This window comes from Cupriavidus oxalaticus (assembly GCF_038900635.1).
GTDB lineage: Bacteria > Pseudomonadota > Gammaproteobacteria > Burkholderiales > Burkholderiaceae > Cupriavidus > Cupriavidus oxalaticus_B.
The window spans coordinates 783,601-797,476 of record NZ_JAYMRX010000001.1; the positions used below are offsets into that span (position 1 = coordinate 783,601).

The 13,876-nt window shown below is 64.9% G+C and carries 14 protein-coding genes; 5 read left to right on the top strand and 9 right to left on the bottom strand.

Annotation, left to right across the window (positions count from 1 at the left end; genetic code table 11):
- Positions 1-16: 16 nt before the first annotated feature.
- Together VSR71_RS03640 and VSR71_RS03645 are read right to left on the bottom strand one after the other, a co-directional pair.
- Complete coding sequence (locus VSR71_RS03640; protein ID WP_428979344.1) at positions 17-952, bottom strand: ABC transporter substrate-binding protein; 936 nt, start codon at positions 950-952, stop codon at positions 17-19.
- Between the two features lie 367 nt (positions 953-1,319).
- Entirely contained in the window at positions 1,320-2,315 is a 996-nt protein-coding gene (locus VSR71_RS03645) for an NAD-dependent epimerase/dehydratase family protein (protein ID WP_342912547.1), read from the bottom strand.
- Positions 2,316-2,324: 9 nt separating this feature from the next.
- On the opposite strand from VSR71_RS03645, the gene VSR71_RS03650 reads away from it, so the two are divergent.
- Both VSR71_RS03650 and VSR71_RS03655 read left to right on the top strand, forming a co-directional pair.
- Entirely contained in the window at positions 2,325-3,383 is a 1,059-nt protein-coding gene (locus VSR71_RS03650) for a CDP-6-deoxy-delta-3,4-glucoseen reductase (RefSeq protein WP_342912548.1), read from the top strand.
- A 288-nt stretch (positions 3,384-3,671) separates the two neighbouring features.
- Positions 3,672-4,859: an acetylornithine transaminase gene (locus tag VSR71_RS03655; protein ID WP_342912549.1), complete on the top strand. Its 1,188-nt coding sequence runs from the start codon at positions 3,672-3,674 to the stop codon at positions 4,857-4,859.
- A gap of 253 nt (positions 4,860-5,112) precedes the next feature.
- Here VSR71_RS03655 and VSR71_RS03660 read toward each other — a convergent pair whose 3' ends face one another.
- From VSR71_RS03660 to VSR71_RS03690, 7 genes are all read right to left on the bottom strand, one after another.
- Complete coding sequence (locus VSR71_RS03660) at positions 5,113-5,829, bottom strand: ABC transporter ATP-binding protein (RefSeq protein ID WP_342912550.1); 717 nt, start codon at positions 5,827-5,829, stop codon at positions 5,113-5,115.
- Positions 5,830-5,860: 31 nt separating this feature from the next.
- Positions 5,861-6,637: an ABC transporter ATP-binding protein gene (locus VSR71_RS03665; protein WP_342912551.1), complete on the bottom strand. Its 777-nt coding sequence runs from the start codon at positions 6,635-6,637 to the stop codon at positions 5,861-5,863.
- Between the two features lie 13 nt (positions 6,638-6,650).
- Positions 6,651-7,808, bottom strand: a complete 1,158-nt coding sequence (locus tag VSR71_RS03670) for an ABC transporter permease subunit (RefSeq protein WP_342912552.1) — start codon at positions 7,806-7,808, stop codon at positions 6,651-6,653.
- A 13-nt stretch (positions 7,809-7,821) separates the two neighbouring features.
- Entirely contained in the window at positions 7,822-8,757 is a 936-nt protein-coding gene (locus VSR71_RS03675; protein WP_029045999.1) for a branched-chain amino acid ABC transporter permease, read from the bottom strand.
- 214 nt (positions 8,758-8,971) lie between these two features.
- The gene (locus VSR71_RS03680; protein ID WP_342912553.1) at positions 8,972-10,171 is read right to left on the bottom strand and encodes a branched-chain amino acid ABC transporter substrate-binding protein; all 1,200 of its coding nucleotides are present in this window, start codon (positions 10,169-10,171) and stop codon (positions 8,972-8,974) included.
- A gap of 588 nt (positions 10,172-10,759) precedes the next feature.
- Positions 10,760-11,725, bottom strand: coding sequence for a 4-hydroxy-3-methylbut-2-enyl diphosphate reductase (gene ispH, locus VSR71_RS03685; protein ID WP_342912554.1), 966 nt, complete (start codon positions 11,723-11,725; stop codon positions 10,760-10,762).
- Between the two features lie 37 nt (positions 11,726-11,762).
- A complete protein-coding gene (locus VSR71_RS03690; RefSeq protein ID WP_029045996.1) occupies positions 11,763-12,251 on the bottom strand; it encodes an FKBP-type peptidyl-prolyl cis-trans isomerase in 489 nt (162 codons plus the stop codon).
- 120 nt (positions 12,252-12,371) lie between these two features.
- On the opposite strand from VSR71_RS03690, the gene radC reads away from it, so the two are divergent.
- The 3 genes from radC to rpmG all read left to right on the top strand — a co-directional run bounded on the left by radC (position 12,372) and on the right by rpmG (position 13,666).
- A complete protein-coding gene (gene radC, locus VSR71_RS03695) occupies positions 12,372-13,058 on the top strand; it encodes a RadC family protein (protein ID WP_342912555.1) in 687 nt (228 codons plus the stop codon).
- Between the two features lie 190 nt (positions 13,059-13,248).
- Positions 13,249-13,482: a 50S ribosomal protein L28 gene (gene rpmB, locus VSR71_RS03700; protein WP_006575661.1), complete on the top strand. Its 234-nt coding sequence runs from the start codon at positions 13,249-13,251 to the stop codon at positions 13,480-13,482.
- A gap of 13 nt (positions 13,483-13,495) precedes the next feature.
- Positions 13,496-13,666 carry a 50S ribosomal protein L33 gene (gene rpmG, locus VSR71_RS03705; RefSeq protein ID WP_010814980.1) on the top strand — a complete coding sequence of 57 codons (171 nt, stop codon included), beginning with the start codon at positions 13,496-13,498 and terminating at the stop codon, positions 13,664-13,666.
- Positions 13,667-13,876 lie beyond the last annotated feature (210 nt).

Below are 13,876 nucleotides of genomic sequence, written 5' to 3' on the forward strand. Positions count from 1 at the left end.
CTTGCGACTGCCTGGCTTACTTGAGGAAACGCGCGTCATACAACGCCGTCACGTCGGGCACCTGGCGGATCACGCCGATGTCCATCAGCACGCCCGCCGCTTCCTTGCTGAAGCTGGCGAGTTCGCCGGAGAAGAACTTCTTGTTGGCCTCGCGATCCTGCCAGCGCAGGTAGGCGGCCGACTTGGCGAACTGCTCGGCGGACTGCTTGACCGCGGCGCCCATGATCTCGTTGGACTTCTCCGGCTCCTTGCGGATCATCTCCAGCGCCTCGAAGTAGCTGTCGACCAGCGCCTGCGCCGCCTTGGGGTTCTCCTTGAGCCACTTGGGCGTGCAGCCCAGCGTGTCGGTCACCATCGGGTAGTCGAGCGTGGTCGCAAGGATCTTGCCCTTGTCCGGGTTCTGGCGGACGGTGGACAGGTAGGGCTCGTAGGTCATGGCGCCGTCGTTCTGGCCGGCCACGAAAGCCTGCGCCGCCGCCTGCGGCGACAGCGTCGTGGTCTTGACGTCCTTCAGCGACATGCCGTTCTTCTTCAGCATCCACGCCAGCCCGAAGTACGGCGCGGTGCCCGGCGCATCGACGCCGATGGTCTTGCCCTTCAGGTCGGCAAAGCTCTTGACGTCGCTGCGCACGGCCAGGCCGTCGGCCCCGTAGGACTTGTCGAGCTGCACGATCTGCGTGATCGGCACGCCGTTGGCGTTCCAGGCCACATGGGTTTCGACGGTGGTCGCCGCGCACTGGATCGCACCGGCGGCCAGCGCCAGGTGACGGTCCTTCTGCGGGATCATCTTGATGTCTACCTCGACACCGTTCTTCTTGAAGATGCCGGCCTTGTCGGCCAGCGACAGCGGCGCAAAGCCGGTCCAGCCGCTCATGCCGAGCGTGACCTTGGTGGTCTGCGCGTTGCCTGCGCCTGGCATGGTGACTGCCGCGGCAAACAGCGCGGCCTGCATTGCCTTGCGGCCACGAATCCTGCCTTGAATCCTGCCCAGCATGCGGCTTTCCATCCTCATCGGTACGCTCCTTTGGTGTGTCCGTCGACGGCGAGCCATGCTTGTGGCGCGCTCGTTTTCGGGCATTAAACAATGCCTGTATATACAAGTCAATGTAGGGCTTCCCCCGAGGGGCTAGACGTCACTTCGCCGCAGAAATCGGCTGCACGGCGCGGAGGTATCTACCACCACAACGGTGTCGTGGCTTGTCATGGGTGCGGAAAGCACCACGTCGGCGTACCAGAAGTGTTGCTGTATAGACAGGACTGAAGTGACGCGAGGATGAGCAAACCCCGTGCCAGGGCACGGGGTGCGACCGCGGGCGCGGTCAGGCGTCGAAGAAGGAGGCGACCGTGGGAAAGCGCAGCCGCAGCCGCAGTTCGCGCTTCAGGCGGCGGTTGTCGAGCCGGCGCGACTCGCTCATGAAGCTCAGCAGCGTCGGCTCGATTACGTCGCGCGCCTGGCCGCGCGTGATGCGCGGCGGGCGCGGCAGGCCGCGGCGGTCAGCCACCAGGTCGAAGTAGTCGGCCATGCGCAGTTCGGTATCGTCGCTGGCGTGGACCACGCGCTGCGGCCGGCCGCGGAACAGCGCCGCAACCATGATGCGGGCCAGGTCGTCGGCATGGATATGGCTGGTGTAGACGTCGTCCTGGGGCACCAGCGCGGGCGTGCCGCGCTTGAGCCGGGCCACCGGCAGCCGTTCGGCGGCATAGATGCCCGGGATGCGCACGATGCTGGCGCGCCAGCCGGCATCGCGGCCAAAGGCGCGCACCGCCCCCTCGGCGGCCACGCGGCGGCGCGCGCGCGCCGTCTGCGGTCGCACGGCATGGAATTCCGACACCCGCGCGCCCTGCCGGTCGCCGTAGACGCCCGACGTGCTGGCGTAGACAAAGGCAGGGCGGCGAAGGCCCCGGTCGGGTAGAATGGCGGGCTCGCCGCCAGGCGTGACGCCCTGCCGCCAGGCCTTGCGGCGCAAGGCGGCGAGCAAGGCACGCGTACGCGGATCGCCCTCGCCCTGACCGGGCGGCGGCGCCAGGTCCAGCACCTGCGTGGCCAGCCCCCGCAGCCGCGCCAGCGTCACCGGCCGGTCCAGGTCCGCCACCAGCGGCACCGCGCCGGCGGCGCGCAGTTCGGCGCGCCGCACCGGCTGCGACGTGACGGCAAACACGCGCATGCGCGACGACAGGATTCGCAGGCAGCGCGTCCCCACATCCCCGCACCCGACGATCAACAGGCGCGGACGGCCCAGCCGGCGGCTGGGGACCGGGAGAACCGGCGGGAGCGGGAGGCGCGAGGGCTGCAGCATCGACTGAATTTTGCTCATAGACCGATTATGGCTTATCAAGTAACCGTCATGCCCAGTGGCCACAAGTTCGAAGTGGCCGCGGACGAAACCATCCTCGGCGCGGCCCTGCGCCACAGCATCGGCCTGCCCTACGGCTGCAAGAACGGCGCCTGCGGCTCGTGCAAGGGCCGCGTGCTGGAGGGCACCATCGAGCAGGGCGACCACGCCCCGGCCGCGCTGACCGCGCAGGAAAGGACCGAGGGCCGCGCGCTGTTCTGCTGCGCCAACGCGTCGTCCGACATTACCATCGAATGCCGCGAAGTCCACGGCGCCGGCGACATCCCGATCAAGAAGGTGCCATGCCGCGTGACCTCGCTGGAGCGCCTGGCCGATGACGTGATCGCCATCAAGCTGCAGCTGCCGGCGACCGAGCGCATGCAGTACCTGGCCGGCCAGTACGTGGAATTCCTGCTGCGCGACGGCAAGCGCCGCAGCTATTCGATCGCCACACCGCCGCACGAGGACGGCCCGATCGAGCTGCATATCCGCCATATGCCTGGCGGCGCCTTCACCGACTACGTGTTCGGCACCAAGGAAGGCGCCCCGGCGATGAAGGAGCGCGACATCCTGCGCTTCGAGGGCCCGCTGGGCAGCTTCTTCCTGCGCGAGGAATCGAATACCCCGATCATCCTGCTGGCTTCCGGCACCGGCTTTGCCCCGATCAAGGCCATCGTCGAGCACGCCGCCTACACCGGCATCACGCGCCCGATGACGCTGTACTGGGGCGGCCGCCGGCCCAAGGACCTGTACATGCACGCGCTGGCCGAACAATGGGCGCGCGACCTGCCCAACTTCAGGTACGTGCCGGTGGTGTCCGACGTGCTGCCCGAAGACAACTGGCAGGGCCGCACCGGCTTCGTCCACCAGGCCGTGATCGCCGACCACCCCGACATGTCGGGCCACGAGGTCTACGCCTGTGGCGCGCCGGTGATGATCAACGCCGCGCGCGGCGACTTCACCCGCCAGTGCAAGCTGCACGAAGACGCGTTCTTCGCCGACTCGTTCACCTCCGAGGCCGACATGCACGCGGCCACGCCGGCTGCCTGACCCCGGCCGCACGCCGTTCCGTCAGCGCAACAATGCCCGGGTCCGCCAAAATTGGTTTTGACACCCGGGCGCGTGCACCTTATATTTGCCCGCATGCATACGACCTTCAACCGACGCCGCAGCTTCCGTACGTCGCTCCCCGCTGGGGTGCCGCGCGGCTGACCGTCGACTGCGTCTGTTCAGGTCAACGAGCCACGGGCAACCCCCGTGGCTTTTTGTTTTTTGCTGCTTTTTTGTTTGCCCTTCGCCCGTCCGTCCATCGTTTAAAGCCGACCCCTGGAGTCCGCCATGGCATTTGCTGAGTTTCCCGTCCAATCCCTGATGTACATCACCAACCGGCCCGAGCTCGTCTTCACCGAGGGCAAGGGCTCCTGGCTGACGGACCACAACGGCAAGCGATACCTGGACTTCGTGCAGGGCTGGGCGGTCAACTGCCTGGGCCACTCCAACCAGGGCATGATCGACGCGCTGGTCGAGCAGTCGAAGAAGATCATCAACCCGAGCCCGGCGTTCTACAACGAGCCGATGCTGCGCCTGGCCCGGCAGCTGACCGACCACAGCTGCTTCGACAAGGTCTTCTTCGCCAACAGCGGCGCCGAAGCCAACGAAGGCGCGATCAAGCTGGCGCGCAAATGGGGCCGCAAGCACAAGAACGGCGCCTACGAGATCATCACCATGGACCACAGCTTCCATGGCCGCACGCTCGCCACCATGAGCGCGTCGGGCAAGGCCGGCTGGGACACCATCTTCGCGCCGCAGGTGCCGGGCTTCCCCAAGGCCGAGCTGAACGACCTGGCCTCGGTCGAGAAGCTGATCACCGACAAGACCGTGGGCATCATGCTGGAACCGGTGCAGGGCGAAGGTGGCGTGATTCCCGCCACGCGCGAGTTCATGCAGGGCCTGCGCGCACTGGCCGACAAGCACAAGCTGCTGTTCATCGTCGATGAAGTGCAGGCCGGCTGCGGCCGCTGCGGCACGCTGTTCGCGTATGAGCTGTCGGGCGTCGAGCCGGACATCATGACGCTGGGCAAGGGCATCGGCGGCGGCGTGCCGCTGTCGGCGCTGCTGTGCAAGGCGGAAGTCGCCAGCTTCGAGGCCGGCGACCAGGGCGGCACCTACAACGGCAACCCGCTGATGACCGCGGTGGGCAGCGCCGTGATGGAACAGCTGACCGCGCCGGGCTTCCTCGACGACGTCAAGGCCAAGGGCGAATACCTGAAGGAGCAGCTGCTGGCGCTGTCGGCCGATTTCGGCATGGAAGGCGAACGCGGCGAAGGCCTGCTGCGCGCGCTGCTGCTGGGCAAGGACATCGGCCCGCAACTGGTGGAAGAAGCGCGCGACATGGCGCCGCAGGGCCTGCTGCTGAACGCGCCGCGCGCCAACCTGCTGCGCTTCATGCCGGCGCTGAACGTCACACGCGAAGAGATCGACCAGATGATCGGCATGCTGCGCACGCTGCTGAAGAAGCTGGCCTGATCCTTCAGGTCATCTGCAGACGGCAAAAAGCCTCGCATTGCGCGAGGCTTTTTGCTTTGCAGCCGGATCAGCAATCATCGCCGCAGAGGAGTGAGGGAGAGGGCCAGCATCGCAGAACCCGCGCACACTGGCCGAGCCGGCGCGCGCGGGGCCCCGCGGCAAGGGGAAAGGCCTTGCGCCTGCGAGCGCCCGCCCTCTCCCTCACCCCTCTTGCGGCAGCGGGGTTGCCGGAATGGGAGCGGCGGCGCGCCGCTTACTCGCCCAGGTAGGCCGCCCGCACCTTGGGATCGTCCAGCATCTGTTTGGCCTCCCCGCTCATGGTGATCAGCCCGGACTCCATCACGTAGCCGCGGTGCGCGGCCTGCAGCGCCAGGCGCGCATTCTGCTCGACCAGCAGTACGGTCACGCCCTGTCCCGAGATATCGCGCACGACCTCGAAGATCTTGTCGACCATGATCGGCGACAGGCCCATCGAAGGCTCGTCCAGCAGCAGCACCTTGGGCTGGCTCATCAGCGCGCGCGCCATCGCCAGCATCTGCTGCTCGCCGCCGGACATGGTGCCCGCCAGCTGGTTGGCGCGTTCCTTCAGGCGCGGGAAGATGCCGAACATGCGGTCGACGTCGGCCTTGATGCCGGCCTCGTCGTTGCGCGTGTAGGCGCCCATCTGCAGGTTCTCGGTAATGGTCATGCGCGCGAACACGCCGCGGCCTTCCGGCACCATCGCCAGCCCCTGCTTGAGCAGCGTGTAGCTGGGCACGCCCTTGATCGACTTGCCCATGTACTCCACATCGCCGCCGGCCCAGCCCTGCAGGCCGGTGATGGCCTTCATGGTTGTGGTCTTGCCGGCGCCATTGGCGCCGATCAGCGTGACCAGTTCGCCGTCCTGGATGTCCAGGTCGATGCCCTTGACGGCCTGGATGCCGCCGTACGCGACCTTCAGGCCGGAGATCTTCAGTACTGTCTGTTTCATTGCCGGTTGTGTCATTGCTTTCCTCCCGCCATCAGTGCGCCGAAGTGCCGAGGTAGGCCTCGATCACCGCGGGGTTGTTCTGCACCTCGTGCGGCAGGCCCTGGGCAATCACCTTGCCGTAGTCCAGCACGGTCAGGCGGTTGCACAGCCCCATCACCAGCTTTACGTCGTGCTCGATCAGCAGGATGGTCCTGCCGTCGTTCTTGATCTTGTCGAGCAGGCCGCGCAGCTCGACCTTCTCGGTCGCGTTCATGCCCGCGGCCGGCTCGTCCAGCGCCAGCAGCTTGGGCTCGGTCGCCAGTGCTCGGGCGATCTCCAGCCGGCGCTGATGGCCGTACGACAGGTTGCGCGCGGTGAAGTTGGCGTACTTGCCGATGCCGACATAGTCGAGCAGGTCGTGCGCCATGTCCTCGATGCCCTCTTCCTCGCGGCGCACCGAAGGCGGCCGGAAGATCGCGCCGAACAGGCCGGCCTTGGAACGCACGTGGCGCCCGACCATCACGTTCTCGAGCGCAGTCATCTCGCCGAACAGGCGGATGTTCTGGAACGTGCGCGCGATGCCGGCCTTGGCCACTTCATGCACGGCCGTCGGCTGGTAGGCCTTGCCGCCCAGCACGAACTCGCCTGAATCCGGCGTGTACAGGCCGGTGATGACGTTGAAAAAGGTAGTCTTGCCGGCGCCGTTGGGGCCGATCAGGCCATAGATCTCGCCCGGCTTGATCTGCAGGCCCACCTCGGACAGTGCCTGCAGGCCGCCGAATCGCTTGTTGACCCCCTGTACCGACAGGAGGAAATCGTTGTTGCTCATGTTGTCCTCCTGGTCAGAAACGGCCCACGCTGCCCGCACGGCGCACCACCGGGCGGTCTTCCTTGCGCGGCGACGGCCAGATGCCTGCCGGGCGGTACAGCATGACGCCAACCAGGGCCAGGCCGAACAGCAGCTGGCGCAGCACTTCGGCATCGACGATGACATGGCCGAACAAACCGGTCTGCATCGGCTCGGCCACCACGCGCAGCAGTTCCTGGAAGCCCACCAGCAGGATGCCGCCCAGGATCACGCCCGGGATATGGCCCATGCCACCGAGCACCACGATGGCCAGCACGTAGATCGACTCCCACAGCGTGAACGATTCCGGCGACACGAAACCCTGGAACGCGCCGAACACCGCGCCCGAGGCGCCGCCGAACGATGCACCCATGGCAAAGGCCAGCAGCTTGATGTTGCGGGTGTTGATGCCCATCGCCTTGGCCGCGATCTCATCCTCGCGGATTGCCACGAAGGCCCGGCCGATACGCGAAGTCTGCAGCCGCAGGCACACGAACACGATCACGATGACCAGGAACACCAGCAGGTAGTAGTACATGAACACCGGCGAGAACTTCAGCCCGAAGATCTCGTGCGACTTGGAAAAGTCGAAGCCGAAGATATGGACCGGGTCGACCGCCGTGATGCCCTTGGGCCCGTTGGTGATGTTCACCGGACGGTCCAGGTTGTTCATGAAGATCCGGATGATTTCGCCGAAGCCCAGCGTCACGATGGCGAGATAGTCGCCGCGCAACTTGAGCGTCGGCGCCCCCAGCAATACGCCAAAGGTCGCGGCCACCAGGATTGCCAATGGCAATACAAACCACATCGACAGGTGGATGCCGGTGGGAAACAGTTGCTGGATCCACTCGAACTGGTTCGCCAGGTGCGGCGAACCCAGCAGCGCCATCATGTAGGCGCCCACCGCGTAGAACGCGATATAGCCCAGGTCAAGCAGGCCGGCAAAGCCCACCACGATGTTCAGGCCCAGCGCCAGCATGATGTACAGCAGCGCAAAGTCCAGCACGCGGACCCAGTAGTTGCCGCCCAGGGTCTGGACGATGAACGGCGCGCACAGCGCGACCACCAGAAAGCCGATCAGTGCGGCCAGGGTCTTGGCCGGCACCTTCGTCGGGGCCGCGACGGCGGCCGTGGATGGAATCGGGGTATTCATGGATTCGCTCTCCTCAGGCGCGATCCGCCACGCGTTCGCCCATGATGCCGGACGGACGGAAGACGAGCACGGTGATCAGTACGATAAAGGCGAAGACGTCCTGGTAGTTCGAGCCAAACACGCCATTGGTCAGGTCGCCGATATAGCCGGCACCCAGCGCCTCGATCAGGCCCAGCAGCATGCCGCCGACCATCGCGCCGGCAAGGTTGCCGATACCACCGAGCACCGCGGCGGTGAACGCCTTCAGGCCCGGGATAAAGCCCATGTAGAAGTGGGCGTTGCCGTAGTTGGTGGCCATCATCACGCCGGCCAGCGCCGCCAGCGTGGCGCCGATCATGAAGGTGGCGGAGATGACGAAGTTGGGGTTCACGCCCATCAGGCCGGCCACCTTCTGGTTCTCGGCGGTGGCGCGCATGGCACGGCCGAGCTTGGTGCGGTTGACCAGCGCGAGCAGGCCCGACATGACCATCACGGCCAGGCCGATGATGACCATTTCCTTGCCGGTGATGGTGGCGCCGGTCGTGCCGATGTCGATCGGTTCCGACGGCAGCAGTTGCGGGAAGGTCAGCGGGTTGCGCGACCAGATCAGCATGCCCATCGTCTGCAGGATGATGGACACGCCGATCGCGGTAATCAGCGGGGCCAGCCGTGGCGCATTGCGCAAGGGCCGGTAGGCGATACGCTCGATGGAATAAGACAGTACTGCGCAGACCGGCATCGCAATCAGCGTTGCGATCACCAGTGTCAGCCATTCGGGCAAGCCGGGGGCAAACTTCTGCAGACCAAGAATCGCTGACAGGGCGGTCAGCGCGCCGATCATCAGGACATCGCCGTGGGCGAAGTTGATGATCCCCAGAATGCCGTAGACCATGGTGTAGCCCAGTGCGATCAGCGCATAGATGCTGCCGAGCACCAGACCGTTCACGATCTGCTGGATAAAGATATCCATGAAAACTCCTGCTTCAGTCCCTTACCTGACGGCATGGTGTGGATGCCGGGGGGGACATTGATGTGGTGATGGGTAACGTTGCTGAGGTTGGGTTGCTGGTAAGCGGCCCGCCATGCTCCATCCAGGGTAAGGATGCTTCTACATTAGGCGAGGCTAAAAAGAACGGCACCGCAAAATACTCACGGTGCCGTTCGGATGGGCCGGTAAGCCCAGATTACATCTTCACCACGTCGAGGACGGACTTCTTCTTGTCCTTGTACTCGTACAGCGTGATGGTGCCTTCCTTCATGTCGCCCTTATCGTCGAAGGCGATGTTGCCGATCACGCCCTTGTAGTTGGTCTTGGGCATTTCGGCCAGGATGGCTGCCGGTTCGGTCGAGTTGGCGCGCTTCATGGCATCGACGATGACCATCACCGCGTCATACGTGAATGGCGCGTAGATCTGCACCGGGGCGTTGAAGCGCGCCTGGTAGCGTTTGGAGAAGTCCGCGCCCTGCTCCATCTTCGACAGTGCCAGGCCGGCCTCGGAGCAGATGATGTTGGTCACGGCATCGCCCGCCAGCTCGGCCACCTTGTCGGTACAGACGCCGTCGCCGCCGACGATCTTGGCGCCGATGCCCAGTTCCTTGGCCTGCTTGGCGAACGGGCCGCCCGTGGCATCCATGCCGCCGTACATGATCACGTCCGGCTTCTTGCCCTTGATCTTGGTCAGAATGGCCTTGAAGTCGGTGGCCTTGTCGTTGGTGGCTTCGCGCGCCACCACGTTCACGCCGGCGGCCTTGGCGGTCTTCTCGAACTCGTCGGCCAGACCCTTGCCGTAAGCGGTGGCATCGTCGACGATCGCCACGCTCTTGGCATGCAGGGTCTTGCTGGCATAGTTGGCCAGTGCCGGGCCCTGCTGGGCGTCAGTGGCCACCACGCGGTAGGTGGTCTTGAAGCCCTGCTTGGTGTAGTCCGGGTTGGTGGACGAGGGCGAGATCTGCACGATGCCGGCATCGCTATAGATCTTGGAGGCCGGGATCGACGTGCCCGAGTTCAGGTGGCCGACCACGGCCACGACCTTGGCGTCGACCAGCTTCTGCGCCACGGAGGTGCCGGTCTTCGGATCGGCGGCGTCGTCTTCACCGACCAGTTCCAGCTTGATCTTCTTGCCACCGACCTCGAGGCCGGCCTTGTTGACTTCTTCCACGGCCAGGCGGGCGCCGTTTTCGTTGTCCTTGCCAAGGTGCGCGATACCGCCGGTCAGCGGGGCCGCGTGGCCGATCTTGACGACGGTCTCGCCACCGCCCGCGGCAGGGGCTGCTGCGGCCGGCGCCGAGGCCGCATCCGCCGGCTTCTCTTCCTTCTTGCCGCAAGCTGCTACCAGCGCCACTGCGGCCGCGATCGGCAGAATCTTGGCAAACGTGATTTGCATGAGTGATCTCCTAGGATTCACAAAAACAGGGATTTGCAACGCCTCCCGGACGTTTCCCTGGACCGCCGTTGTTTAGTTTCAATTTGAAACGCGCGCATTGTATCCCCTTTCTTTGCAGATGCAATACGCGACGCAACAAGTCGACCGATTTACCCTTCAAATGAGCTAGGGAATTTCCCCAATGCACAAATTGGGGCAATTCCCGCTCACAAGGCGGGACCGTCTCACATACTCACAAGAATCGTGCCCGCACCGCCTTGGCAGCAGGATTAGGCGCGCGGTGCGCCACTATAATAGGCCCTAATTAATTAGGTATTTCATTTCAAATGCAACTCACCGATCTCTAATGTGCAGAATGTAGCGCCGCACCATAATAGGGAAAACCCCAGTTACGGGGATTACCCCTATTTGTCGGTTCGCCAAACACGCAGGTTATACAGCACCAATGGCATTGCACCGATAATGTGCATTGCGCGTCATAAGCTCCCAAGTCGTCGCCGCGCGGGCAAACGCAAAAAAAAAGCGCCGCATTGCGCGGCGCCTTTGTCATTGGCGTATGGAGGCTCGGGCCTGGCCCGCTGTCGCAGCTCAGGCGGCGACGCTGGCTGGCATCAATCCCCGCGGCAGGGGGAACGCCATGTTTTCCTCGATGCCCTCCAGCGCCCGCACCTGGCGGGCACCGAGCGCGCGCAGGCGGTCGACGATCGACTGCGCCAGCGCCTCGGGCGCCGAGGCCCCGGCGGTCAGGCCGATGCGGCGCTTGCCGGCGATCCATTCGGGGCGCACCTGCTCCGGCGCATCGACCATGTAGGCCGGCACGCCCAGGCGCTGCGCCAGTTCACGCAGGCGGTTGGAGTTGGAGCTGTTGGGGCTGCCGACCACGATCACCACCTCGACCTGCGGCGCCATGAACTTGACCGCGTCCTGGCGGTTCTGCGTGGCATAGCAGATATCCTGCTTCTTCGGCTCGCGGATCTGCGGATAGCGCGCCTTCAGCGCGGCGACGATCTCGCGGGTCTCGTCCACCGACAGCGTGGTCTGGGTCACGTAGGCGAGCCGCGCCGGGTCAGCGATCTGCAGCGTGGCGACGTCGTCGACCGTCTCGACCAGCACCATGCCGCCGTTGGCCTGGCCCATGGTGCCTTCGACCTCGGGGTGGCCGCGATGGCCGATCATCACGATCTCGCAGCCTTCCGCACGCATCTTGCCGACTTCGACATGCACCTTGGTCACCAGCGGGCAGGTTGCATCGAACACGTGCAGGCCGCGCGCGGCGGCGTCGTCGCGCACTTCGCGCGACACGCCATGCGCACTGAAGATGACGGTGGCGCCGGCTGGCACTTCGTCCAGCTCGCGCACGAAGACCGCGCCCTTGCTGCGCAGGTCGGCCACCACGTAGGCGTTGTGCACGATTTCGTGGCGCACGTAGATCGGCGCGCCAAAGCGCGCGAGCGCACGTTCGACGATCTCGATGGCGCGATCCACGCCGGCGCAGAAGCCGCGTGGCTGGGCCATCAGGATTTCGGCGTCGGGTGCGGTGGTCAGGTCAGGCATGCTGCGTATCTGGACGGGAGTCGGCACGTTGGCGCAATCAGAGGATGCCGATCAGCTGCACGTCGAACAGGATGGTCTGTCCGGCCAGCGGATGGTTGAAGTCGAACAGCGCCGCGGTCTCGCCGATTTCCTTCAGCACGCCCGCGTACTTGCCGCCGCCGGGCGCATTGAACTCGACCAGGTCGCCCGGGTTGTAGTCCTCCTCGAACGAGCTGTTCTCGCGCAGCGTGGCCAGCGACACCCATTGCAGCAGTTCGGGATTGCGCGGCCCGAACGCGTGCTCCGGCGCGAGACGGTAAGTCATGCGCTCGCCTTCCGGCATGCCCAGCAGCGCCTGCTCCAGCGTGGGCGCGAGCTGGCCCTGGCCGAGCAGCAGCGTGGCGGGCTTGTCGTCGAAGGTGCTGACGACCTCGGTGCCGTTCTCCAGCGAGATGCTGTAGTGCAGGGTCAGGAAGGAGTCGGCCAGGACAGTCTTGCGGCCAGCCGTGCCGCCGTCGGCTTCCGACGCGAAAGTTTGCAAATTCATGGGTGATCAACCGAGGAACAACCCGTATTGTATTCGACTGGCCCATCGCTCGCCGTGCCGAAGCCGTATACCCCTTCTACCCTTCCAGTTCTCCGGCCGGCGGTCCAACCCCGAATGCCCATGACCATAGCCAATTGGCCTGCCTGCGAGCGGCCGCGCGAAAAATTGCTGGAATGCGGCCCCGCCGCCCTGTCCGACGCCGAACTGCTGGCGGTGTTCCTGCGCGTCGGCGCGGCCGGCAAAAGTGCGGTCGACCTCGCCCGGGAGCTGATGCACCGCTTTGGCTCGCTGACTGCCTTGTTCGCGTCCGAACCCGGTGCGCTAACCGGCATCAAGGGCATGGGCGCAGCCAAGTACGCACAGCTGCAAGCCATTCCCGAACTGGCGCGGCGCGCGCTGGCCGAATCACTCCGGCTGCCGACCGGCTTCGACTCGCGCGCGGCCGTGCACAACTACCTGCGCCTGACGCTGGCATCGCTGCCGCATGAAGTATTCCTGTGCCTGTTCCTCGATCCGCGCAACCGCATGATTGCCTGCGAGGAACTGTTCCGGGGCACCCTGACGCGCACCGTCGTATATCCGCGCGAAGTCGCGCGCCAGGCGCTGGTGCACAATGCCGCCGGCGTGATCGTGGCGCACAACCATCCCTCCGGCACCACTGCGCCCAGCCAGAGCGACGTGCACCTGACCCGCGAGCTGGCACGGACGCTCGAACTGATCGACGTGCATCTGCTCGACCATTTCATCGTGGCCGGCCAGGAAATCCGGTCGCTGGCCGATGGTTGCGAATGCCTGCCAGGACTGTGACGCCTGCCGCACAGTGCTGCACGAGACACAACACACGACCCGTCAGCGCACGGAAGGCATTGATTCGCCGGAGGATTCCGGTCTATAATTTACGTTTCACTGAAGTCCCATCCGCTGCAGTCCGGGCCCGCGCGCCTTTTGTTGATCTGTTGCGAACATTGTCCACGAAAAGAAGATTTAGGAGTGCTTCATGGCACGCGTCTGTCAAGTGACCGGGAAAGCGCCGATGGTCGGCAACAACGTTTCCCACGCAAACAACAAGACCAAGCGCCGTTTTCTGCCCAACCTGCAGAATCGTCGTTTCTTCGTTGAATCCGAAAACCGCTGGGTGAGCCTGCGCGTCTCGAACGCCGGCCTGCGCCTGATCGACAAGAAAGGCATCGACTCCGTGCTCGCCGACCTGCGCGCACGTGGCGAAGTCTAATTAGGAGCACATCATGGCAAGCAAGGGCGGCCGCGACAAGATCAAGCTGGAATCGACCGCAGGTACCGGTCACTTCTACACCACGACCAAGAACAAGCGCACCATGCCCGAGAAGATGGAGATCATGAAGTTCGATCCCGTCGCTCGCAAGCACGTCGCTTACAAGGAAACCAAGATCAAGTAATTGATCCGGTATCCCGACAGAAAGCCCCGCCTGGTTGCGGGGCTTTTTGTTGTCCGCTCGATTTGCAGCTCGTTTTGCCTGTGGCCCTGCACGCGCAACGTTGACGCCCGCAGACGGCAAGAAGCGCGCCGTACGGCACACCACGGCGGGCGTCGCGCCCTTCCGGCGCGATCACCGCCCATCCCGCCCGGCGCATTGGGCCACGGTATG

Bases quoted from the DNA above. Each gene is read 5' to 3' on its own strand.
- rpmB (WP_006575661.1), top strand. From the start codon at position 13,249: ATGGCACGCGTCTGTCAAGTGACCGGGAAAGCGCCGATGGTCGGCAAC.
- VSR71_RS03690 (WP_029045996.1), bottom strand. From the start codon at position 12,251: ATGAATTTGCAAACTTTCGCGTCGGAAGCCGACGGCGGCACGGCTGGC.
- VSR71_RS03645 (WP_342912547.1), bottom strand. From the start codon at position 2,315: ATGAGCAAAATTCAGTCGATGCTGCAGCCCTCGCGCCTCCCGCTCCCG.
- VSR71_RS03660 (WP_342912550.1), bottom strand. From the start codon at position 5,829: ATGAAACAGACAGTACTGAAGATCTCCGGCCTGAAGGTCGCGTACGGC.
- rpmG (WP_010814980.1), top strand. From the start codon at position 13,496: ATGGCAAGCAAGGGCGGCCGCGACAAGATCAAGCTGGAATCGACCGCA.
- VSR71_RS03650 (WP_342912548.1), top strand. From the start codon at position 2,325: ATGGCTTATCAAGTAACCGTCATGCCCAGTGGCCACAAGTTCGAAGTG.
- VSR71_RS03675 (WP_029045999.1), bottom strand. From the start codon at position 8,757: ATGGATATCTTTATCCAGCAGATCGTGAACGGTCTGGTGCTCGGCAGC.
- radC (WP_342912555.1), top strand. From the start codon at position 12,372: ATGACCATAGCCAATTGGCCTGCCTGCGAGCGGCCGCGCGAAAAATTG.
- VSR71_RS03680 (WP_342912553.1), bottom strand. From the start codon at position 10,171: ATGCAAATCACGTTTGCCAAGATTCTGCCGATCGCGGCCGCAGTGGCG.
- VSR71_RS03665 (WP_342912551.1), bottom strand. From the start codon at position 6,637: ATGAGCAACAACGATTTCCTCCTGTCGGTACAGGGGGTCAACAAGCGA.
- VSR71_RS03670 (WP_342912552.1), bottom strand. From the start codon at position 7,808: ATGAATACCCCGATTCCATCCACGGCCGCCGTCGCGGCCCCGACGAAG.
- VSR71_RS03655 (WP_342912549.1), top strand. From the start codon at position 3,672: ATGGCATTTGCTGAGTTTCCCGTCCAATCCCTGATGTACATCACCAAC.
- ispH (WP_342912554.1), bottom strand. From the start codon at position 11,725: ATGCCTGACCTGACCACCGCACCCGACGCCGAAATCCTGATGGCCCAG.
- VSR71_RS03640 (WP_428979344.1), bottom strand. From the start codon at position 952: ATGCAGGCCGCGCTGTTTGCCGCGGCAGTCACCATGCCAGGCGCAGGC.